Source organism: Occultella glacieicola, assembly GCF_004353825.1.
GTDB classification, from domain to species: Bacteria; Actinomycetota; Actinomycetes; order Actinomycetales; family Beutenbergiaceae; genus Occultella; species Occultella glacieicola.
Genome location: NZ_SMNA01000006.1, coordinates 179,337 through 201,757 on the forward strand (window position 1 = coordinate 179,337; position 22,421 = coordinate 201,757).

21 protein-coding genes are annotated in these 22,421 nt (G+C 70.6%); 1 reads left to right on the plus strand and 20 read right to left on the minus strand.

Annotated elements, in window-relative coordinates; genetic code table 11:
- Positions 1-26: 26 nt before the first annotated feature.
- From EXU48_RS13630 to EXU48_RS13655, 6 genes are all read right to left on the minus strand, one after another.
- A complete protein-coding gene (locus tag EXU48_RS13630; RefSeq protein ID WP_133108211.1) occupies positions 27-782 on the minus strand; it encodes an SDR family oxidoreductase in 756 nt (251 codons plus the stop codon).
- A 115-nt stretch (positions 783-897) separates the two neighbouring features.
- Positions 898-2,925: a glycoside hydrolase family 3 protein gene (locus EXU48_RS13635; protein ID WP_133108212.1), complete on the minus strand. Its 2,028-nt coding sequence runs from the start codon at positions 2,923-2,925 to the stop codon at positions 898-900.
- 74 nt (positions 2,926-2,999) lie between these two features.
- Positions 3,000-4,418: an NAD(P)/FAD-dependent oxidoreductase gene (locus EXU48_RS13640; RefSeq protein WP_133108213.1), complete on the minus strand. Its 1,419-nt coding sequence runs from the start codon at positions 4,416-4,418 to the stop codon at positions 3,000-3,002.
- Between the two features lie 159 nt (positions 4,419-4,577).
- Positions 4,578-5,492: an RNA polymerase sigma-70 factor gene (locus EXU48_RS13645; protein ID WP_235857018.1), complete on the minus strand. Its 915-nt coding sequence runs from the start codon at positions 5,490-5,492 to the stop codon at positions 4,578-4,580.
- 48 nt (positions 5,493-5,540) lie between these two features.
- On the minus strand, positions 5,541-6,284 hold the full coding sequence (locus EXU48_RS13650) for a hypothetical protein (protein WP_133108215.1): 744 nt from the start codon (positions 6,282-6,284) through the stop codon (positions 5,541-5,543).
- 115 nt (positions 6,285-6,399) lie between these two features.
- Entirely contained in the window at positions 6,400-7,332 is a 933-nt protein-coding gene (locus tag EXU48_RS13655; protein ID WP_133108216.1) for a hypothetical protein, read from the minus strand.
- A 120-nt stretch (positions 7,333-7,452) separates the two neighbouring features.
- Here EXU48_RS13655 and EXU48_RS13660 point away from each other — a divergent pair, with 120 nt between their 5' ends.
- Positions 7,453-8,952 (plus strand): MDR family MFS transporter, encoded by a 1,500-nt coding sequence (locus tag EXU48_RS13660; RefSeq protein WP_133108217.1) that lies wholly within the window; start codon positions 7,453-7,455, stop codon positions 8,950-8,952.
- Between the two features lie 52 nt (positions 8,953-9,004).
- Here the strand turns inward: EXU48_RS13660 and EXU48_RS13665 are convergent, their stop codons facing one another.
- The 14 genes from EXU48_RS13665 to EXU48_RS13730 form a co-directional block, all read right to left on the minus strand.
- The gene (locus EXU48_RS13665) at positions 9,005-9,832 is read right to left on the minus strand and encodes a hypothetical protein (RefSeq protein WP_133108218.1); all 828 of its coding nucleotides are present in this window, start codon (positions 9,830-9,832) and stop codon (positions 9,005-9,007) included.
- 123 nt (positions 9,833-9,955) lie between these two features.
- The gene (locus EXU48_RS13670; RefSeq protein ID WP_133108219.1) at positions 9,956-11,029 is read right to left on the minus strand and encodes a sulfite oxidase; all 1,074 of its coding nucleotides are present in this window, start codon (positions 11,027-11,029) and stop codon (positions 9,956-9,958) included.
- Positions 11,030-11,063: 34 nt separating this feature from the next.
- The gene (locus tag EXU48_RS13675) at positions 11,064-11,945 is read right to left on the minus strand and encodes an enoyl-CoA hydratase/isomerase family protein (RefSeq protein ID WP_133108220.1); all 882 of its coding nucleotides are present in this window, start codon (positions 11,943-11,945) and stop codon (positions 11,064-11,066) included.
- Between the two features lie 8 nt (positions 11,946-11,953).
- The gene (locus EXU48_RS13680) at positions 11,954-13,297 is read right to left on the minus strand and encodes a Dyp-type peroxidase (RefSeq protein WP_133108221.1); all 1,344 of its coding nucleotides are present in this window, start codon (positions 13,295-13,297) and stop codon (positions 11,954-11,956) included.
- Between the two features lie 17 nt (positions 13,298-13,314).
- Positions 13,315-14,436, minus strand: coding sequence for a DUF4331 family protein (locus EXU48_RS13685; protein WP_133108222.1), 1,122 nt, complete (start codon positions 14,434-14,436; stop codon positions 13,315-13,317).
- The gene (locus tag EXU48_RS13690; protein WP_133108223.1) at positions 14,437-14,982 is read right to left on the minus strand and encodes a hypothetical protein; all 546 of its coding nucleotides are present in this window, start codon (positions 14,980-14,982) and stop codon (positions 14,437-14,439) included. It abuts the gene before it with no gap.
- 134 nt (positions 14,983-15,116) lie between these two features.
- Positions 15,117-15,503 (minus strand): SHOCT domain-containing protein, encoded by a 387-nt coding sequence (locus EXU48_RS13695; RefSeq protein ID WP_133108224.1) that lies wholly within the window; start codon positions 15,501-15,503, stop codon positions 15,117-15,119.
- Positions 15,504-15,602: 99 nt separating this feature from the next.
- Complete coding sequence (locus tag EXU48_RS13700; protein ID WP_133108225.1) at positions 15,603-16,952, minus strand: dipeptidase; 1,350 nt, start codon at positions 16,950-16,952, stop codon at positions 15,603-15,605.
- On the minus strand, positions 16,949-17,413 hold the full coding sequence (locus EXU48_RS13705) for a hypothetical protein (RefSeq protein WP_235857019.1): 465 nt from the start codon (positions 17,411-17,413) through the stop codon (positions 16,949-16,951). Before EXU48_RS13705 ends, EXU48_RS13700 begins: the two co-directional genes overlap by 4 nt.
- A complete protein-coding gene (locus tag EXU48_RS13710) occupies positions 17,410-18,891 on the minus strand; it encodes an APC family permease (RefSeq protein ID WP_133108226.1) in 1,482 nt (493 codons plus the stop codon). The genes EXU48_RS13705 and EXU48_RS13710 overlap by 4 nt, the downstream gene beginning before the upstream one ends.
- A gap of 72 nt (positions 18,892-18,963) precedes the next feature.
- On the minus strand, positions 18,964-20,085 hold the full coding sequence (locus EXU48_RS13715) for an aminopeptidase P family protein (protein ID WP_133108227.1): 1,122 nt from the start codon (positions 20,083-20,085) through the stop codon (positions 18,964-18,966).
- Positions 20,082-21,599, minus strand: a complete 1,518-nt coding sequence (locus EXU48_RS13720) for an MFS transporter (protein ID WP_133108228.1) — start codon at positions 21,597-21,599, stop codon at positions 20,082-20,084. Before EXU48_RS13720 ends, EXU48_RS13715 begins: the two co-directional genes overlap by 4 nt.
- Complete coding sequence (locus EXU48_RS13725) at positions 21,596-21,910, minus strand: SHOCT domain-containing protein (RefSeq protein ID WP_133108229.1); 315 nt, start codon at positions 21,908-21,910, stop codon at positions 21,596-21,598. The genes EXU48_RS13720 and EXU48_RS13725 overlap by 4 nt, the downstream gene beginning before the upstream one ends.
- Before the next feature lie 13 nt (positions 21,911-21,923).
- Positions 21,924-22,361 carry a DUF6325 family protein gene (locus tag EXU48_RS13730; protein WP_133108230.1) on the minus strand — a complete coding sequence of 146 codons (438 nt, stop codon included), beginning with the start codon at positions 22,359-22,361 and terminating at the stop codon, positions 21,924-21,926.
- Between the last annotated feature and the right edge of the window lie 60 nt (positions 22,362-22,421).

A 22,421-nucleotide genomic window follows, 5' to 3' on the forward strand; every position in this document is an offset into this window, starting at 1 on the left:
CGCCCGGGCGCTGCCCGCGGCCGGCGCTAGACCGCGGCTCGGGCCGCCGACCAGTCCGCCAGGTGGGTGGGCGCGAGCTCGGCGTCCTCCGCGGTCGCCGCCAGGGAGGTCTCGCCGAGAGTCGTGCCGAAGTACCGCGCCCCCGGGTCGTCGATCACGTCGCGGGGGTCGTCCTTCGCGGCCAGGGCGCCGCGGACCAGATCCGCCATCCGGAACCGCTCCGGACCGCCGACCTCGTGCCGCCCGTTCAGGGGTGCGTTCGCGGCGGTCCGGGCGACCACCGCGGCCACGTCGGCTGCCGCCATCGGCTGGAAGTACGCGGTGGGCAGGCGGACCTCGTTGCCGTCGGTGGCCTCGTCGGTGATCCGGGCCAGGAACTCGAAGAACTGGGTGGCCCGGATGATCGAGTAGGGCAGCCCGGAGTCCTCGATGAGGCACTCCTGCGCGACCTTCGCACGCAGGTAGCCGCTGTCCGGCAGCTCGTCGGCGCCCACGACCGAGAGCGCCACGTAATGACCGACCCCGGCCTCCTTCGCGGCGGCGACGAGGGTGTTCGTGGAAGTGGTGAAGAAGTCCAGCACGTCCTGGTCGGCGAACGAGGGCGAGTTCGAGACATCGACCACCACGTCCGCCCCGGCGAGTGCCTGCGCCACCCCCTCCCCGGTGATGGTGTTGACACCGGTGTTCGGGGCGGCCGGTACGGCCTCGTGCCCGTGCTCGGCCAGCCGGGTGACGACCTGTGAGCCGATGAGTCCGGTGCCGCCGATGACGACGATCTTCATGATCAGAGCCTTCCTGGGTCCGCCAGGCAGGCTGTCCCACCCGGTCGTCCACTAGGACCGGACAGCACCCCGGGCTGTGACAGCCGGGTGGGATCGGCGTCGGCCGGGTCCGTCGTCAGAACGAGGTGCGCCCGTACCCGAACACGTACTCCGCGCCGGTGGCGTCGGTGTAGGCGTACCCGGTCGGCTCGTCCGCCCCGGGGATGTCGGAGGCCTTCCCGAGGACCTTCTCCCGGCTCGCCGGGATCGAGTACGGGAGCCTCCCGGACGGCGACACCGCACCGGTGAGCAGGTCGCTGAGGGCGTCGGTGAGGACCCCGAACGCCCCGACCACGGCGGCCGCGCCAGGTGCGAGAGTGTCCAGCAGCCACGGGTTGGCGAACGAGACGGCCAGCACGGTCGGCACCGTCGCCTCGATCTCGAGGACGCGGTCGGCGTCAACACCGGTCGCGGCGTCCAGGGCGATCGAGAGCTCGGTGTCCGGCTTGTCGCTGAGCAGCGACATCGCCGGACGCACCAGCGCGAGTGCGTGCGTGGCCTCCACGAGGGAGTCCACGACGGTGACGCCGGACCCGATCGAGGCGGCCACCTCCGCGCGCACGCGTGCCTGCTCCGCGTCGCGGTCGGTCCCGGTGAACAACTCGACGTACAGGCGGGCCGGTGCGCCGCCGTCGGGCGTCAGCGGCAGCACGCCGCGGTCATTGCGCAGCAGCACCAGCGAGCGGCGGTGCGCGGAGTCGGCGAGGGCCTGGATCTCGCGGTCCTCGGCAAGGGCCTGGGCCCGGTCCGGGTCGACATACGGGTTCTCGAACAGGCCGAGCCGGAACATCTCGTCGAGCAGGTAGGTCACGTTGTGGTCGAGCTGGTCCGTGCTGACCAGGCCCTGGGCGACGGCGTCCAGGAGCGGCTGCGGGTTCCCGTCGCCGGCGAACGTGTTCACCCCCGCATCGATCGCCTTGGCGAACCGCTCCGGGCGGGTCAGCGACTCCACCCCCCACGGCATGCCGGTGGAGATCCCGGTATCGGAGTTCACGTAGCCGGTGAAGCCCAGTTCACCGCGCAGCACGTCGGTGATCAGGTACTTGTCGTAGGCGAACCCGACCTCCTCGAACGTTCGGCCGTCGTGCAGTTGCGGCGCCGACATGGCGTTCGTCGTCTTCGCGTAGTACGGCATGATCGACGTCGTGCCGGCCTCGATGGCGGCCCGGAACACCGGCAGGTGGTAGCGGTACAGGCTGCCCTCGGTCGGGTACGGCTGGAACCGGCCGTGCTCGAAGTGTGGGTCGTGACCCTTGTCCCGCGGCCCGCCACCGGGGAAGTGCTTCGTGGTCATCGACACCGAGTCCGAGCCGAGTTCGGCGCCCTGGAAGCCGCGGGTGACGGCGGCGATCAGCCTGGCGGCCAGATCTGGGTCCTCCCCGAACGTGCCGGCCGCCCGGGACCAGCGGGGCTCGGTGACGATGTCCGCCATGTACTGGTAGCCCTTGGTGATCCCGGCGGCGCGCCACTGCGTGGCGGCCAGCCGCCCGAACTCCTCCACCAGTTCGGCGTCGCCCGTCGCTGCCAGGCCCAGCTCGCCCGGCCAGTTCGACATCTGGTCGCTGGCCTCGGCTATCCCGAACAGCTTGGTGTCGGAGACGTGGTTGCGCGGGTTCGAGACCATCACCACGGGGATCCCCAGCGGGGTGCCCTCGGCGAGTTCCTGGAGGGCGTTCACCCAGGTGGCGAGGTCGAATGACGTGGGGTTGTCCCGGATGATCAGATACCGCAGCCCCAGTTCGGTGATCGCCCGGTGCGAACCGGCGTAGTCCAGGACGGGCGGGTCGAACCGGTAGGTGGAGGACGACTCGGCCGCCCAGAAGTTCGTCTCGGACCACTTCTCGTGGGTGTTCAGGATGCCCTGCTCCGGGTCATCGATGATCCTCGAGGCGCCCATGTGGTGGGACGTGATCAGCATCAGGCCGACCTTCTCCTCGGTGGACATCCGCCCGACCAGGTCGGCGACCCGCTCGGCCACCGGCAGCCGCCAGTCCTCGTACGGGTCCAGACGGCCGTTGCCGTTGAGGTCCTTGAACCGGAGACCGTCGACGTCGAGGACCCGGCCCGAGCGGGAACCGAGGGTGGGTTGGCTGACTGCTGGCATGGCGGCGTGGCCTTTCCGGAGCGAGGACTGGCGGGCCGGGGTCTGCCCGTCCCGCCAGTCTCACCGCGGTGGGCTCAGGCGGCCACTCCTTGCCTCGACTTGCCGTCCGCGTCGGCACGGGCCGCGACGGCGTCGGTGACCCTGTCGACTCCGGCCGACGGCCTGCGGGAGGGGTCGCTGCCCGCGTCGCCGGCACCGACGAACGCGGCCCGTGGGTTCATCGCGGACTGCAGCGAGACGATGTCCCGGCCGAACACGTGTGCGCTCGCCCAGATCGCGAGCACCTGGACCTTGCGGTGCCAGGTGGGCACGGCCAGCACGTGGTAGCCGCGGTGGACCAGCCACGCCGGCCAGCCGGTGAGCGTGATCGGACCGGACTGGAACACGCCGCGCCCGATGCCGAGCGTGGCGATCACACCGAGGCTGTGGTGCGCGTAGTCCTTCGGGGCACGGCCACGCAGGACGGCGGCGATGTTGCGGCCGAGCCGCCGGCCCTGCCGGACCGCGTGCTGAGCGTTCGGCACCGTGTAGGCGTCGGCCCGGTCGACGGCCAGGTCCGGCACCGCGGCGGCGTCCCCGGCGGCCCAGGCGTCCGGGACGGGGCCGTCGGGGGTCCGAACGCGCAGGTCCGCGCCGACGACGAGCCGGCCGCGCGCGTCCACGGGAAGGTCCGTGTGGTTCGCCACGACCGGATTCGCACCGTTGCCGGCGGTCCACACGATCAGGTTCGCGTCGAAGGCGGTGCCATCGCTCAGTTCCACGCGGGAGTCGACGGCGGAGGTCAGCTGCGCGTTCAGGTGCAGCGTGGCGCCGCGGTCGCGCAGACTCTGCGCCACCTTCGCCGCCGTGGCCGCCTTGAACTCGGGCAGGATCCGACCCTGCGCCTCGACGAGTCGGAAGTCCAGGTCCGCGCGCGTGAGCTCGGGGTAGTCGGCCAGCAACGCCGTGGACAGGGACAGCAGTTCGCCGAACCCCTCCACGCCGGCGAGGCCGGCCCCGACGAACACGACGGTCAGCAGGGCCCGGCGCTCCGGTCCGGGTGGCAGCACGGACGCCTGGTCGAAGGCGACCAGCAACCGGTCCCGGATCGCGATGGCCTCCTCGACGTGCTTGAGCCCGATCGCGTGCTCGGCCAGGCCCGGGATCGGGAACGTCCTGGTCACGGCGCCGGCCGTGATCGCGATGACGTCGTAGCCGACGTCCAGGTCCGGCCCGGCGGCCGGGTGTACCCGGACGGTCCTGGTGGCGTGGTCGACCCGGGTCACGCTGCCGGCGATCACCCTCGTGCGGTGCAGCCGCTTGCGGACCGAGATCACCGCGTGCCGGGGCTCGATGGAGCCGGCCGCGACCTCGGGCAGGAACGGCTGGTACGTCATGTACGGCCGCGGGTCGATCACGGTCAACTCCGCTTCGCCCGGACGTAGCGTGCGCTCCAGGGTCCACGCGGCGTAGAAGCCCGCGTAGCCGCCGCCGACGATCACGATTCTGCGCATCTGTTCCTCGCGCCTCCCACACCCTCGCCGGCCGGCGCCGTTCGCCCGCCGCTCCCGGGGTGTCACTACCTATGACCCGGTAGCGTCCACCGGCGTGACGGCCGTGGTGCGGTGTGGGCCGTGACGTGCGCCACAGTGCCCCGGTTCGGCCGGTCCCGGTCAGTCGGTCCGGGCGATCCGCTCGAGCTTGGCCGGGGCCATCATCCAGCGGATCTGCTCGACGCCGTCCTCGCCGGCGGTGACGGAGACGAGGACCAGCGGCTCGTCGCCACGACGCACCAGGATCGCCGGCTCGCCGTTGGCCTCCACCCATTCCTGGTCGGTGCCGGTCCAGAAGTGGTGGGCGAACGCGGCGATGAACTTCGCCACCCGCTCGCGGCCGACGACGAGTCTGCGGGCGGCGTTCTTGACGCCGTTGCCGTCGGTGGTGCTGACCACGTCGGCCGCGAAGAGGTCCTCCAACGCGGCCATCTCCCCGGCCTGGGCCGCCGCGAGGAACGCCGCCAGGAGCCGCCGCTGCTCGTCGGCGTCCACCCGATCCCGTCGCTGTTCGGCGAGGTGCTTGCGGGCCCTGCTGACCAGCTGGCGCACGTTCGCCTGGGTCTGCTCGAGGATGGACGCGATGGTCTCGTAGGGGTAGTCGAAGGCCTGCCGGAGCACGTACGCGGCGCGCTCCATCGGGGTCAGCCGCTCCATCAGCATCAGAATCGCGAACTCGAGCGCCTCGCCCCGCTCGGCACCGAGGGCCGGGTCGGCACTGGTATCTACCGGCTCGGGCATCCACGGCCCGATGTAGGACTCGCGCCGGGCGCGGGCCGATGTCACCGAGTTGAGCGCCAGGCGCGTCGTCGTGGTGGCCAGGAACGCCGCCGGGTTCTCCACGGTGTCCCGGTCATAGCGCTGCCAGCGCACCCAGGCCTCCTGGACGATGTCCTCCGCCTCACTGGCGCTTCCGAGCATCCGGTAAGCGATGCCGAACAGCCTGGGCCGCACGGCCATGAACGTGTCGAGGGCGGCGTTGAGGGCATCATCACGAGGGTCGGGTCGTGCGTGCGGAGGGGCCTGCGGTGCCACGACGACGATCATAGGGCCGGGTGGCGTCCCACGGGACGGGCATCCGGCTCAGGATCCGCCCAGGTCGAGGCCGCCGTCGAAGTCGTGCTCCGGCCCGCCCACCGGGTCGTGGTCGTCGGCCGGTTCGGTCCCGTCCTCCGCGGGGCCGGTGTTCGCCGGGCTGCCGCCGAAGCCGTCCCGCGCCACACCGGCTTCGCCCACGCCAACAAGCCCGAGCCCCTGACCGACCGCACCGCCGGAGTCCGCCGGTGCTCCGCCGTCGAGCACTACGCCGAACATGGCCTGCGCGAGTGCTGTGCCGACGTACGCGCCGGCGATCGAGCTCAGCAGCGAGGAGCCGGCGCCCCGATCGTCGAAGACCCGCCGGAGCACGCCGGGGCGGCGCGCCTCGGTGCGGGTCGCGGCGCGGGCGAGGGTCTCCGGCGAATCGTCCTCGGGCCGGTCGGCGGGCGCGGCCGCGCCGAACAGTCGATCCCGCACCTCCAGCCGCTGCGCCTGCGTCAGCTGCGCGAACGCCTCGGCGTGGGCCTGCTCGATCTGGTCCGGGGGCGCGGTGCGCAACAGGTACTCGTACCGCTCGATGGCGCGCCGCTCCTCGGCGCTTCCGATGGCGCTGTGCTGAGGGGTGCCGGGACGTTGGAACTGCGGGTCGGTGAGCCGGCTCTCGGGATTCTCGGAACTGCGGAACTGCGGAACGGTCCACTGGCGCCCGCCGGCCGCCATCGGGCTTCGCTCCGGCGACTGGTCCGGGTCGGCGTCGGCGCGCCCGAACAGCCGTTCGATGATCCCCATGCTGCGCTCCGTCCACTCGGGTGCCGCCGAACCCGCCGGCGGGTGGAACCCACCGTAGCCCGCGATCCTTCGCGCCTTCCGCCGAGGGCCGGGGACATCTGCCCGGCACGGTCCCTCACCTGCGGCGCTTGCCCTCCAGCCGGACCACCTCGGCGCGCGCCCGTTCGGCACCGCTGTCCGCGCGCTCGCGGGCCGCCTCGGCTTCGGCACGGTCGGACTCAGCGGTCGCCAGGGCCCGCTCGACCTGATCGAGCTCGTGCTCCAACTCGAACGCCTGCCGCCGCAGTTCCTCGACCTGGGAACGCACCCGCAGCGACTGGGCCTGCAGCGTGTCCGCCCGCTTGCTCGCCCTGGCCTGAACCTCCGTGGCGCGGCGCTGCTGCCGGTCCGCCTCCGCGGCCTCCTCCCTGGCCTCGGCGAGCAGGCGGGCCGCGGCCTGATCCGGCGTCTCGGCTGGTTCCACGACGGCCGCCAGGGGCGCGCTGCGATGCTTCGTGCCCGGCCGGCTCCCGACGGCCCCTTCGATGGCCACGGCGCCGGTCAGGTCCACCGGACCCATCCCGATCACCTGGAGCGGCTCGACCAGCAGGCCGCTCAGGACGGCCCCCTCCGCATCCGGGTCCGCCATCGCCGCTTGCAGGGTCGCCTCCACCTGGGTGGCCACGGCCTCGCTGACCGGCTGGCCCAGCGAGCGGCACAGGGACCGGCCCTCCTGGACCACCGCTCCGACGAGCCGCCGCCGCCCCGTCGAGAGGGCACGGAGCTGGGCGCCGTCCAGGTCCTCCTGGGCCTCCCGCAGTTCGGCACCGAGATCGAACAACTGCCCGAGCCGCTCATCCATCCGCCGGACCATCGTGTTCACCGCCCAGGCGGCCGTCCCGGGCTTGCGGAGCGCCTTCACGCGCTTGCTCTGCTCGGGGTCGCCCTCCGACCTCAGCGTCGCGGCGGCCGCGTTCCGGGCACCGGTGAAGTCGCCGGGCAGGAGGCCGTACAGTTCGTACGCCTGAGCGCGCAGCGCACCCTGGTCGGGATCAGTCGCGGCCGGCATCGGTCCTCCCTCCGATGCCCGAATTCTTGCATCCCCGACCGGAAATGTTCTTTCCCTCGCCCGTGTTGCTGACTCAGACTCGACACACCGCCCCGCCGCACTACCGAACTGGACTCCCGCATGCCTGGAACCACCCCCAGCCCCTACGCCGCCGCGCCGGCCGGCGTCCCGGAGCGGCTCGAGCCGTCCACCCGGCTGGTCATCACACTGCTCCTGGTCTCCTCGTTCGTGGTCATCCTGAACGAGACGATCATGTCGGTGGCGATCCCGAACATCATGTCGGACCTGCACATCGAGGCCTCGACCGGTCAGTGGCTCTCGACGTCGTTCCTGCTCACGATGGCCGTGGTCATCCCGATCACCGGCTACCTGCTGCAGCGTTTCAACACCCGCCCGATCTTCCTCGCTGCGATGACCCTGTTCAGTGCCGGCACCTTGATCGCTGCCGTCTCCCCGACGTTCGGGCTCCTCATCGTCGGGCGCGTGGTCCAGGCCAGCGGCACCGCGATGATGATGCCGCTCCTGATGACCACCCTGATGACCGTGGTGCCCGCGACCCTACGCGGGCGTACCATGGGCAACGTCTCGATCGTGATGGCCGTCGCCCCGGCGGTCGGCCCCGCGATCTCCGGACTGGTGCTGTCGGTGCTGCCGTGGAAGTGGCTGTTCTGGCTCGTCCTCCCGATCGCGATCGGCGCGCTCGTGCTCGGCGCCCTCCGGGTGCCGAACGTGTCCACCCCGAAGCGGGTGCCGCTCGACCTGGCCTCGGTGATCCTGTCCGGGCTGGCGTTCGGCGGCCTGATCTACGGGCTCAGCGGACTCGGTGAAGCCGCCCGAGAGACACCGCCGGTCCCGCTCGCGATCCCCATTGGTGGCGGTGCCCTGGCCCTGGTCCTCTTCGTGCTGCGCCAGCTGCGGCTGCAGCGTGAGGATCGGGCGCTGCTCGACCTGCGGGTCTTCACCTCACGCAGCTACTCGGTGTCCCTGACCCTGATGGTGCTCCTGATGATGTCGCTGTTCGGCACGATCATCCTGCTGCCCCTTTACCTGCAGAACGTCCTTCGGCTCGAGACGGTCACCATCGGACTGATGCTCCTGCCTGGTGGGCTGGCGATGGGGCTCCTCGGGCCGGTCGTCGGTCGACTGTACGACCGGTTTGGGCCGCGACCGCTGGTCGTCCCGGGCGCGGTGATCGTCTCCGGGGCGCTCTGGTCGATGACCCTGCTCACAGAGCACTCCCCCGCGCTCCAGGTGCTGGCCGGGCACGTCGTGCTCAGCCTGGGCCTCGGCCTGATGTTCACGCCGTTGTTCACCACCGCCCTCGGCTCGCTCCGCCCGAGCCTGTACTCGCACGGCAGCGCGGTGCTCGGCACCCTGCAGCAGTTCGCCGGCGCGGCCGGCACGGCCCTGTTCGTGGTGCTGATGACCGTGAGCCAGGTGAACGCCCTCGACGGCGGAGCCACCGAGGTGCACGCGACCGCCGTCGGGACCCGGACCGCATTCACTTGCGGTGCGGTGCTGTCCCTGGTGGTGATCGTCGCGGCGCTGTTCGTCCGCCGACCGGACGAGCCGGAGGAGGCCGCGGCGCCGGAGCACGAGACCCCGGTAGCGGTGCACTGACGGACGGCTCCGGCACGAACGGCCGGGCCAAATGGGGCCCGGCCGTTCGTGATCAGGCTCCGGCGCTCGCCGTCACCCGCACCACACCGGCCTCGGTGCTGATTGAGACGTCGCGCACCCTGGCCCCCGCGAACGCGTACTGGGCCAGGTCGACCGTGCGCCCGTCCCACTCGTCGGTGTAGCGCTTCGCGACCGTCAGGAGCGCCGCCACCAGCGGGTTCCCGCTGGTCAGCTTGAGGTTGCGCACGGTCATCCGGGAGGTCTCGTCGAACGACGCCTCGCCGGTCAGGACCGCCTTGGCGGACAGGATGGACTTGCCGACGGTGGCCTCGGCGCGCAGGGTCGCGGACTTCGGGGTCGTCGCCCGCACGTCCAGGGTGAGGTCCTTGAGGGTGAAGCCGCGACGGACCAGGGCGGCGGCGCCACGTGCCTTCAACGCTGCCGTCACGTCCGCCAGGACCGCACTCGCCTCGGCGTGCCCGTCCGGGGTGACCTCGCTCCCGGCTTCCTCGTCCGGCCAGAGCCAGAGGTCGCCGTCGGTGGTGTGACGCCACGCGAGGGGGAGGTTGCGGACCTGCGCGGCGGCCGTCAACGGGACCCCCTCGGCGCTGATCGGCGACCCGGAGACGTGCAGTTCCCCGAGCAGCACCGGCTCACGATCGGTGAAGGTCGGCTCATTTCGGGCGGAGCCGCTGGTCCGGATCTGTACCCCGCTGAGATCGATCCGCACGCTCGGGATGGAACCGTGGTCGGCGAGGCTCGCGGTCACCTGGATCGGGGTGTTCGCGGCAAGGCCCATCAGCTCGCGAAGGCCGGCGGCGAGGCGCCGTTCGAGCTCCTCCGAGGTGGTCGGGACGGGGCCGGGGCCGAGCAGGAACATCTGGTCTCCAGAAGGTCGGGGGTGCGGTGGCGAAGGCCCAGCGGCGCATGGCTGTGGCCATCCGCCAGCGTAGGTGATCGCGGAGCCACGCCCGGTCGCGAGCCCACCTCCGAGGGATGCCGGTCAGGCGACGTCGACGTACTGGACCTCGACCGCGTTGTTGCCGTAGCCGAGACGGTTCCAGGGCGGGACGTCCGGCTGCACGTTCCCGGCCGCGTCGGTGGCTCGGGCACGCAGGCTGTACCGCCCCGGCCCGCCCGGTTCCCAGGTGTAGCTCCAGCTCTGCCAGGTGTGCGGCTCGCGTCGCGGTCCGAGCTCGGCCTCGTGCCACACCCCGTCGCCGGCGAAGCACACCTGGACGGCGGTCACCGGTCCCGTGCCGGACCACGCCTTCCCGCGCACGGTGCAAGGACCCAACGGGATCACGGCCTCGGGCGCCGGATCGGTGATGCGTGCCCGGACGCGCAGGTGCGTGACCGGCTCGTGTTGCCGGTCCGGCCACTCGTACATGTAGTGGCCGGTCTGGAACTCGCCGACGAACGGCTCGGTGAGCACATCGAGCCGGGTGAGCCACTTGACCGAGGCGACCGCGAACCAGTCCGGCACGATGAGCCGGAAGGGTCTGCCGTGGTCCGGCTCGAGGGGCGCGCCGTTCATGGCGTAGGCGACCATGATGTCGCTCGCGGGATCTGCGGCATGGGCTAGCGAGAGGGAGCGCACGAACCTCAGCTGGTCACCGGTCTCGGGAAGGATGGGCGTGAGGTGATAGGTGCCGCTGTCGGCGCCCTCGCACCGCACCTCGATGCCGTCGATACGCGGCCCGGCCAGGTCGAGGATGTCGCTGAGCCGGGCTCCGGTCCACCTGGCCGTCGACACGGCGCCCCGACCCCACGGCTCACCGGTGGGGAGCGGGCGGGTGTCGAGGCGGCCGTTGCCGGCGCACTCCAGGGTCACGGCGGACTCCACAGCAGGCAGGTCCCGGAGCTCGGCGAGGGTGAGCGTGAGCGGCCTCTCGACGGCGCCGCCGACCACGAGCGTGCCGTCATGCGCGGGGAGCGCGAAGTTACTGCGCACGTAGTGCTCGCTGGTCGGCGTGATGTCGTCGACGAGTCCCCGCGGCGGCGCCTCGGCGTTGTAGGGCTGCGGGTTGATCATCACCAGCTCGGCACGTGCCTGGCGGAGGTCGTCGACGGTCATGGAGGGCTCCTGGGGTCGGGGATCGTGTTCGGCGTCAGTGGTCGGAGTCCTGGAAGACGGGGTCGCGGCCGTCGTTGAATGCCGCGATCCCCTCGACGCGGTCGGGGTGGACCGCGGAGCGCCAGTGCGCCTCCATCATGATGGCGATGGCCTGCTCGGTGGGCTCGCCCTGCCCGGTCCGCACCGCGTGCTTGACGGCCTGCACCGCGGTGGGTGAGTTGGCCGCGATCTTGGCTGCGACGTGGTGCGCCGTCTCCATGAGGTCGTCCGGGTCGCACACCTGGTTGACCATGCCGAGCCGGTGGGCCTCGGCGGCGCTGAGCGGATCGCCGGTCATCAGGAGTTCGAGGGCCTTGCCCGGTGGCAGCAGGCGTGGGAGGAAGACGGGCGAGCCGCCGCCTGCGGCGAGGCCGATCATCGCCTCGGGCTGCCCGAAGGTCGCGTTGCGGCTGGCGATGATGAAGTCGGTGCTCTGCGCGATCTCGGAGCCACCGCCGTAGGCGATGCCGTTGACGGCCGCGAAGATGGGTTTGCGCAACTGACGCAGCGTGTACAACGTGCGGTCGAAGTCCTGACGTTGACGCAGCCAGCCCTCCTTGGTCATGTTCTTGCGCTGTCTGAGGTCGCTGCCGACGGAGAAGGCGCGGGTGCCGGCGCCGGTGATGATGGCCACTCGGACGGCGCTACGCACGGCGATCGTCTCCAGCACCTCGGTCAGAAGTGCTCCCATCTGCGTGGTGATCGCGTTGTCGGCGTGCGGCCGGTCCAGGGTGATGACTGCCACCCGCTCGTCCTCTGTGTAGTCGACCCGCACCGGGGGCCCGGTCTCGTCGACGTCGGCATCGGGAGGGGCGAAGTCGAGCGCCTGCCAGCGGGTGCTTCGAGGTGCCCTCGAACCTGCGTGTTCGTCAGACATGGTTCTCCTCAGGTGTCCAGCTCGCCGAGCCACCGAAGTGCTCTCAGTCCGGGCGCGAAGCAGTACTCCCCGCCGCGGGTCACGACGAACGGCGGCACGTCCCGCAGCCTCCTGCGGATCGGGCGGCGGGCCATCGTGAAGTCCGTCGGCTGCTGGTGGGCACCCACCAGCGGGTCCCTTTCGGCGGGAGCGCCGATGAAGATCCCGTCGTTGAGCCACTGGGTCTTGACGAACTCGAACTGGCGCTTCAGGTGGGCCCCCGCGAACACGAAGATGATGCCGCGGTCGGCGCCGTCGTCGTCCAGGACATCGTCCGGCAGTTGCGGGCCGTAGCTCGTGCCTCGCCGGACCATCCGGTGCAGCCGGGTGTCCGTGGTCAGCTCGGACTCGAGCGAGTCCCGCGGGTTGGCCCGGCGTGAGTGCGCTCCGGCCGGGCACTTGAAGCCGCCCGGGTCGTCGCCGTAGGCGAAGTCGTTGTTGCGGTGCGGGTCGGCACCGAGGCTCGGCTCGTCGCGGTCCGGTGCCAGCGCCAGGGGCGCGCCGCTCGGCCAGCGGCCCACCATCTTGGCGGCGAGCAGCCGCTCCTCCTGGCGGTCGCGTGCGCGGTCGCGAAGGTAGCGCCGGTAGGCCGCCACGTTCGTGTGCAGCTTGCGGAACACGAGATAGGTCCCGTTGCGGCCCAGCACGTCCGGGATCGGCATCGGGGCGAGCGATCCGGTCTCGTCGGGGTACCCGAGGATGAACTCCCCCGCCTTGATCGGTCGCTCGCGTGAGTTGCGCGGCACGAGTCCGCTGCCCTCGATGTCGGGATTCCCGATTCCGTCCTTGAACCCGAACGATGTTCGTCCGGAGGGCAGTTGATAGCAGTCCTGCCGCCACACCACCGCCACCGATGCCAGGTCGGCGTACCTGGACCGTGCTCGTTCCGCCACCGCCTCGAGGGCTGGTGGGTCCGGCGCGAGCACCGAGACCGCGACATGGACGTCCGGGCTGCCGAGCGGTGGCTCCCAGCGCTCCGGGCCGCTCTCGCCGACGTCCCCCAGTTCCTGCGCACGTGCCGCCATGCCCTCGCGGAACTCACGGGGGAAACTGTCCAGCGATGACGGGGGCACTCCGAGTGCCTTGAGTCCTTCGTAGGTGAAGGCGACGGTCAGCCAGGCCCGGGTCGCCGACGGCGACGCCGAGCGCTGATCCTCGAGGAGGGCGTGCAGTCGACGGACGAGCTCACGGCCCTGCGCGACATCGTCAAGCCGAAGCAGCAGATATCTGCCGACGTACGGCGACGGCCGTTCGCGCAGCGCTCCGGACTGGATGTCGTCGAGGTCGAGTGTGACGTCGTCACCGGTCGTCATCGTGTGAACCCACCGCCTCAGACGTGTGCCGGGGGCGTCGGCGGAGTCGGGTTCGCCGAGGCCAGATAGGGGAAGGTCGTCGAGGCGGGCCGGCTGGCGGCATGTACGCCGTCGCTGATCACGGGGCCGGCGCCGCCGTTGATCCAGAGTGTGTAGAGGACATCCATCACGTCGTCGTTGAGCGACCGCCCCCCGCAGGTCTCGTGGGCGCGCCCCTCCCGGGTCGCCCGCTCGATCTCCAGGAAGCTGCCGCGCTCGGTGTACGGCTTCGTCGGGTCGACGACGAGGTAGTCGGCGAGCACCATCTCGGTCAGGGGATGGGTGCCGGCGTCGCTGAGCGGCCAGTGCACCTCACCGTCAAGACCGTCCCAGAACGCGAGGTTGGCGTTGAGCCGGGCACGGTAGGCGCCGGCGTAGGAACTGCCGAGGTGGAACCCGTCCTCCATGTTGTAGAGGTCGCGGATCTCCAGGTCCCGGTTGATCGTGTCGAACTGCTTGGGAGCGAGCAGGAGGTTCTTGACCTCCGGCCGGCCGACCCGTTCGATCCGCACCTGGAACGTACCCCGGGTCTTCGTCTCGGCGACGAGCCCCACCGGCCCTGGCCGGCCGAGGACCGCGGCGCAGTCCACCTCGACCACCAGACTCAGCACGTTCTTGCCGTCCATGAAGATGGAGCCGGGATCGGTGAAGGAGAGTCGCTGCTCGGCGATCGTGCGCAGGCCTGCCGGTGCGTCCATGATGAACGGGTCCCAGCGTGGACCTGCGAACATCCGGATGCCGCTCGACTCGCCGCCCACCGGGTCGGCGACCGTGCAGTTCGTGCCCTGACCGTTGCCCAGCGTGCACCGACCCTGCTGGGCACCCGCTGTTCCCGGCACGTCGAACACACAGTCCAGAACCCATTCCCTCGCCCCATGAGGAGATTCGACCCGCCGGTCGGCGAGGTCGACGTCGACCGGGCGCAACCTGAACCGGTAGACGAGACCGTCGGAGAACCTGCCGTCCGCTGCGGCGAACGGCATCGTGTTCATGACGAGGACCAGCCACCCCGGCCGCTCCGGGCTCGGGAACGCGTACACGTCGGTGATGTCGGCGATGGGGTCTGCCAGCGCGCGTGGCCCCGAGATGTGGTCTGACACCTAGGCCACCGACGCTTCGTCCAGGAGCGGCTTGAGGGCCGGGTGGCTGAGGGCTTCCTCGGCCCGGGGGTCGTCCAGGACCTGTTGGAACGCCGCCGCGAGCCGCAGTGCCCTGCGGTGCTCCTTCACCGTGCCCGGGTAGTTCCTCGCGTACGCGGCTGCGCTGACTTGCGCGCCCAGGATGAAGCTCTTCACGGCCGCGACGTCGGGCAGTCCGTGGAACCCCTCGACATGCTCGAAGATCGCCGCGAACAACTGGAGGGGTTTGGCAGCGAAGTCCTCCATGTAGGCGTCCCAGGGTCCGTCGAAACTGGTCGCGAAGAGCAGGCGCGTGTCGTCGTCGAACAGTACGAATCGGGCCTCATGGATGCTGGCGATCGGCACCTCGTAGTCGCCGGGCCGGTAGCCCGGGGAGTTCTGCAGGTCTCTCAGCGCGTCGCGCAGCGCCTGCGCATGGCCAGGCAGAACCGTGAAGAACAGGGTGAACTCGCTAGCGGAGCCGACCTGCACACCTGGCCGTGCCGGCACGTCGTTCGTCGTGGTCATGACTTTCCATTCCCGCTCGGTCGGACATCGATGGACGTGAGGACTTCCTGCCCCGTCGGTCCTGTTCCCCCACGCTGTCGGCCGCCGGGGTGGCTGTGCATCACCCGCTGCGGGGTGGGCAGGCGCTGCTCCCATCACGCCAGGAGTTTGGCCTTCGCCTGCACGAACTCGTCCTCGGTGAGGGCGCCGGTCTGATGGAGGCCGGCGAGCTTCTCGATCTCGGACGCGGTGCTCCCGGAGGGACTCGCGAAGCTCTGGACGTAGTCGCGCATCTGCTGGTCCCGGAGCTGAGCGTCCCGGGCGGCGTGCTGACCCAACTTCTTCCCGCGCGCGATCAGGTAGACGAAGACTCCGAGGTACGGCAGCACGATCACCAGCAGTGTCCAGAGCGCCTTGGCCCAGCCACCCATGTCGTCGCTGCGGAAGATGTCGGCGAAGACGCTGATCAGCAGCCAGACCCAGATGAAGAAGAGGAAGAACCAGAGCATGCTCCAGAACACCTCTCCGAGTGTGAGGTCCATCGTGTCCTCCATTGCCGTGGTGTTCGGGCCACCGGGTGGCGACCCGCTGCTTGCCGGCGCCGGGCCGGGTCCGCGCACCCGGATCGCGCGCCCGCGGCTTCAGGCGTTCCCGGCGTACCGCCGCAGGAAGAGGGCCTCCGCCGTCGCCAGATGCTCGATCTCGCCGGGATGCACGCTCTCGTTCGGGGCGTGGATGAGGGCGAGTGGATCTTCGACGCCCAGGAGCATGAGTTCGGCGTCGGGAAAGGTCTCGGCGAACACGTTGCACAACGGGATGGACCCGCCCTGACCGAGTTCGACGGGTTCCACGCCGTACACCTCGTGCATCGCGGTGCGCATCGCCGCATACGCGGGGCCGCTTGTCGCCGCGCGGAAGGGCGAACCCAGCGCCTCGGTCTCCACGGTGACGGCGACGCCCCAGGGTGCCGCCTGCTGGACGTGCTCGACAAGCGCCGACTCGGCCTTGACCGGTGTGATCCCGGGAGGGATCCGGAGGTTGAGGCGTGCGCTCGCCCGCGGGACCAGCGCGGCGGTCGAGCCCACCACGGGCGGGCAGTCGATGCCGAGGATCGTCAGGGCCGGTCGCGCCCAGAGCATGTCCGAGACACTTCCGGACCCCAGCAGCGCCTCGTCGACGAGGAGGTGCGCGTCATCCCGGAAGGTGTCCGGGTCGTACGGCGTGCCGGTCCAACGTTGCGTGTTGTCCAAGCCTCGCACGGTCGTGTTCCCGTCGGCGTCCCGCAGGGAGGACAGGACGGCCACCAGCGCCGCCAGGGCGTCGGGGACAGGGCCCCCGAACATCCCCGAGTGCAGCTCGCTGCGCAGCGCCTGGACATGCACGACGACGTTCACCATGCCGCGCAGGCTGACGGTGAGCGCCGGTCTTCCCACGGCGGCGTTCCCGGTGTCGCAGATCAGCACGGCGTCGGCACGCAACAGGTCGGCATGTCGCGGCACGAAGTCCTCGAGCCCACCCGTCCCCTGTTCCTCCGACCCCTCGACGACCACCTTGAGTCCGACGGGGACGTCGTCGCCGAGCGCGCGCAGCGCGGCCAGGTGCGTCACGATGTTCCCCTTGCAGTCGGCCGTCCCCCGGCCGTACCACCGGCCCTCGACCTCCGTGAGTTCGAACGGCGGTGTCCTCCACGCGCTGTCGTCGAGCGGGGGCTGCACGTCGTAATGGGCGTACAGCAGAACCGTGGGCGCCGCCGGATCGGGTCCCGGTCGTGAGCCCACCACGGCCAGGCTGCCGTCTGCGGTCGGATGGAGGTCGACGTCGGCGAAACCGAGTTCACGGAAGGACTCCGCCACCCATCGGCCCGCCAGCGCGCACTCCGCGGGAGAGGACTGGCGCGGATCGGCGACCGACCGGATGGCGACGAGGTCCGCGAGCTCCGTGCGGGCCCGCGGCATCAGGGCTGCGACCCGCTCGGCGAGCGCCGTGCTCATCCGATCACATCCTCGAACTGCAGGTCCTCGATCTGCTCGCGGAAGGGCTCGAGCTCGTCCGGGCAGTAGGTCTCGATGATGAGCAACTGTCCCTGGACGGCGCGGCTGTCGGCGATGATCGGTCGTTGCCCCGGCCCGGCTGCGCCGTTGGTGAGCATGGAGAACAGCACCGCGCGTCCCAGCGCGCTGCCGGGGTCGGCGCACGTGGCTCCCCCGTCGTCGCCGAGCACCCGCACGACCTGTTCCCGCGACGGGGTCGGAGCTCCGGCGGCCTCCAGTGCGGCGATGAACTCGTCCGCCCGCTCCTCGGCCCGGGCGGTGGAGCGCGCCGTGCTGAACATGAGGACCGCGACCACGGTGAGCCCGATCAGCAGCACGATGCAGACCCAGTACGTCCAGCGCCGCTGCTTGGGGTCGGAGACCTCGTACTCGATGGGGTCGGAATGCTCGTACGTATTCATGTCGCCGCCTCCTCCGTGTTCTCGGTGTTCTCGGTGTTCTCCGAGAGCTTCCAGGAGGGCTTGCGCAACCGGTAGAACAGGAACGGGACGAGGAGGCCGAGACCGAGAGCGCCACCGCCGACGATCGCCAGGTAGACCAGGGTGTTGCCGCCCCCGAACTGCGACGGCGGCACGAAGCCCACGAGCAGCGCCGCGAGCGATGCGGTGAAGCCCACCCCGCACAGGGTCTTCAGGAGTGGGGCCCGGTAGCCGCGAGCGCGGCCGGGATCCTTGCGCCGCAACTGGACCGCGGCCACGAACATGAGCAGGTACATGATCAGGTACACCTGGGTGGTGATGACCGAGAAGATCCAGTAGGCGCTCGAGACGCTCGGGACCAGTGCGTACCCGAGGGCGATCACGGTGGTGACCAGGCCCTGGGCGACCAGGATGTTCTGCTGGATCCCGTTCTTGTTCAGCCTCTGCAGGACGGGCGGAAGGTAGCCCTCCTGCCGCGAGATCAGCAGGAGGCCCTTCGAGGGGCCGGCGAGCCACGTCAGCATCCCGCCGAGTGAGGCCGCGACCAGCATGACCCCGAAGATCGGGGTCAGCCACTGGGTCCCGAACTCGGCGAAGATGGTTTCGAACGCCTGCATGATGCCCGCTGTGAGGGACAACTGTTCCGCGGGGACGATCCAGCTGATCGCCAGGGCGGGCAGGATGAAGATCACCAGCACCAGGCCCATGGCCAGGAAGATCGCCTTCGGGAACTGCTTCGCCGGATCCTTCAGCGAGCCCACGTGGACGGCGTTCATCTCCATGCCGGAGTAGGAGAGGAAGTTGTTGACGATGAGCACGAGGCTGGCCAGCCCGGCCCAGGCCGGCAGGAGGTGGTCGGAGTCCATCGGGGCCGCCGAGGCGTTGCCCTGGCCGAGGAAGATGAGGCCGAGGATGACCAGGACGGCGCCAGGAACGAGGGTCCCGATGATCAGGCCGCCGCTCGCCAACCCGGCGACGCCGGACGTGCCACGCGAGGAGATCCAGACGCCGGCCCAGTACACGACGACGATGACGCAGGCCGTCCACACGCCGCTGGCGGCGAGGGCGGGATTGATCACGTAGGCCAGCGTGCTGGCCACGAATCCGAGCAGACTCGGGTAGTAGAAGATCGTCATCGCGAACTGGCACCACACGGCGAGGAAGCCCATGGGCTTGGAGATGCCGAGCGACACCCATCGGTACACCCCGCCCTTCCAGCTGGAGGCCAGTTCGGCGGACACGAGGGAGGTGGGCAGAAGGAACACGAGGGCCGGCACGAGGTAGAGGAACACACACGCGAGCCCGTACATCGCCATCGTCGGTGAGGGCCGCAGGCTCGCCACCGAACTCGTGGTCATCAGCGCCAGCGCGGTCCACGAGATCCAGGCCCGGGCCGGAACCTTCGCTCGGGCGGTGCCCTTCGGAACCGCCCCGTCGGCCGCGGCGTCGATCGCGCTCATCGTGCCTCCTCGGTATTCGTCGGTCATCCTGACCCCGGCGCGGGTGGGCTCGCGCCACACGGTGACGGGTAGTTATCCCACGATGCGCAGGCCGCGGTCGGTGGTGTTGAAGCGCAGCCCGCCGTCCACGGTGACGGTCACGATGTCCTCGATGCGAACACCGAACTGCCCGGGCAGATAGACGCCAGGCTCCACCGAGAAGCACATCCCGGGCACCAGGGGCAGATCCTCACCCGCGACGATGTACGGCGGTTCATGCGTGGTCACCCCGATCCCGTGGCCGGTCCGGTGAATGAACCGCTCGCCGTAGCCCGCGTCCGTGATCGAGTGCCGCGCCGCGCGGTCGACCTCCTGGCAGGCGGCCCCCGGACGCACGGCGTCCACGCCGGCCTGCTGGGCCAGACGAACCACCTCGTGCACCTCACTGATGAGTGACGTCGGCTCGCCGACACAGACCGTCCGGCTGGTGTCCGAGCCATACCCGGACATCAGCCCACCGAAGTCGAGCACGACGCAGTCACCGACCTCGATGACGCGATCGGCCGCCTCGTGGTGGGGATTGGCACCGTTCGGTCCGGACCCGACGACCGTGAAGTCCACCTGTTCGTGTCCGTGCTGGCGCAGCAGGTTCGCCAGATCGGCGGCCACGTCGACCTCGCGGCGACCTGCGAACGGGACGTCGACGATCGCCTCGTAGGTCGCGTCCGCGGCGGCACCCGCCGCCGCCAGCCGGGCCAGCTCGTTGTCGTCCTTGACCGCACGCAGCATCGGCAGCGCATTGGTGAGCGAGTGGAGAACCACGCCGGGCAGCCCGGCCTGGAGGCCGAGCACGTGCAGGGCCCAAGCGCTGTCGGAGACTCCGTATCTGCCGTCGGGGCGCAGCAACGACCCGGCGACCTCGTACGGATCGGCGCCGTCGGCCCAGTCGAGCACCGCCGTCTCGGCTGTGCCCTCGGCGGCCTCGGCGTCCGGACGCTCGAGGATGGGGACCAGCAATGTCGGCGTCCGGTCGGTCGTGAGGAACAGCATCGTGAGACGCTCGGTGATCGCGGTCGGCCGGTATCCGGTCAACCAGAGCATATCTGGCCCCGGCGTAACCAGGACCCCGTCGAGGCCGATGGCGCGCGCCTGCGCCACGGTCCGGGTCATCCGGGCTGCGTAGTTCTCGCGGGTGAACGGCACGACGGTATTCATCGGGCTTCCTTCGAGACGGCCTCGAGCGTGTTGGTCGGGAGGGTGTGCAGGTGGGCCGCGGCAGCGGCGGCCGAGTCCTGGAGGGTCGCTCGAGTGCCGCGGTGGCGTCGGATCGTCAGGACGGAGAGCGCGAGTGCGAGAGAACTGATGATGGCGAACATCCAGGATGCGGCCGCAAGCCCGGCGGCGAGCGCATCCGCCTCGGCGGCGCCGGCCAGGCGCTGGTTCGCGTCGACGCCGCCGTAGATGGTGGCGGCGAGGGCGGTCGCCAGTGCGGCACCGACGTACCGCGCCATGTTGGACACCCCCGAGGCGCCTCCGACCTGCTCCTGCGGCACGCTCGCCGTGGCTGCCGAGGACGCGGGCCCGTTCGAGAGCCCCATGCCGATGGCGACCGCCACGAGCGGGATCAGGAACGTCGCGTAGCGCCAGGACGCGTCCGTGAAGCCGATCGCGACGAAGCCTGCCGTGGTCAGCAGAAAGCCGAGGCCGATCGTCTGCCGTGCACCGAAACCCTTGGCGAGCCGCGGCACGAGCGGTGCGACCACCACGAGCCCGACCGTGGCGGGCAGGGTGGCCAGGCCGGCCTGGAGTGGCGAGAAGCCGAGGGCAACTGGGCTCTGGAAGTACAGGCTGAGCAGGTACATCAGCCCATTGATGGTGCCGGCGCCGACCAGGATCGCAATGGTCGAGCCCACGAGGACCCGGTTGCGCAGCAGGGCGAGGTCGAGCAGGGGTACCTTCACGCGCCGCTCGACGACCAGGAACAGCCAGCCCGCGACCACCGCGACCGCGAAGCACCCGAGGGTGGCGGCCGAGAACCAGCCCCAGTCGCCGCTCATGCTGACGCCGAGGATCAGCGGGGTCAGGGTCAGTGCCACCAGCACCGCACCGAGATAGTCGATCGACCGGGGCCGGTCCGGGTCCCGGGACTCGGCGACGGTGACGTAGGTCAGCACCATACAGACCAGCGCGACACCGGCGTCGATCCAGAAGAGGCCCTGCCAGCCGGTCAGTTCGACCAGGACGCCACCGAGCAGCGGCCCGGCCGCCGCACCGACCGCTGCCGCAGCTCCCCACAACGAGATGGACCGCAGCTGATCATCGCCACCGGCCCTGCTGGCGTCGTCGGTGCCGACCGAGAGCAGGCTGAGCCCGCAGGCGAGGATCGTCGCGCCCGCGGCGCCCTGGATCGCCCGCCCGGCGATGACCATCGCGCCGGAACCGGCGAGCGCGATCATCACGCACGAAACGACGAACAGCAGCAGACCGAGTTGGAAGACACGCTTCCGCCCGAACACATCACCGAGGGACCCGGACGTGATGATCACCGCCGCGCCGACGAGCGAGTAGCCCGTCACCGCCCACTGCAGGTCGTGGACCGACGTCCCGGTGTCCGCGCTGATCGCCGGCAACAGGATGCTCACGGCCGACGTGTTGGCGTTCACCACCAGCGTCGACAGGCAGGTGGCTGCCAGGACCCCGGCCGCCGAGCTCACGGTTCGCGCGGTCACTGCAGGAGCTTGGCCTTCTGCGCCTCGAACTCGGCATCGGTCAGGATGCCCTGGTCACGCAGCGCTCCGAGCTTCTGCAGCTGCTCGATCAGTTCCTCGGAGCTCACCGGCCCGGCCGGTCCGGCCGGTGCAGCGGCCGGCGGTTGCGCGTACACCGGCTGTTGCTGGTACTGGGGTTCGTTGTACGTCGGCGCCTGTTGCGGCTCCTGCGCAGCCCAGCGTCCTGCCTGCCGCCGCGACACCCGGTTCGACACCGCCGTCGCAGTACCTGCGACCACGGCGGTGCGGACCATTCCACGGATCAGTCCCATATCGCCATCCCTCTCATGCCTCGGCAGCCTCGAGCGAGTCGAGCGCTGCCATCACGTCGCCTGCCGGAATACGCCCGCCGGCAACCACTTCCGCCCCGGCATCACGCATCGCCGAGACGAACGGAGCCGCCCAGGTGTTCTCGTACACGAGCAGGGCCACCGCGTTCCCCGGTGCGACGAGCGCCGCGCCCTGCGTGATGTCGTCCTCGTCCAGGAGCCCGGAGCGGACGCCGTCGAACATCGCCAGATCCAACTGACCGTCACCGTCGAGGTCCCTCACCTCGACCACGCCGACCTGCCCGTCCTCGCCCACGACCGCGACCACCAGGTCGAGGATCCGGATGGTCCCGCGCTCGGTCAGATCGACGAGAGCCGCCAGTCCCTTTCCCTCCATTCGAGCCGCCGGCAACTCCAGGGCCAGGTAGTCGATCGGTCCAACACCGTCCGTCATCGGTCCATCTCCTTCGCGTGTCCACCAGTTGGCCGCTCGCGCTCACCGTCACATGGGGAT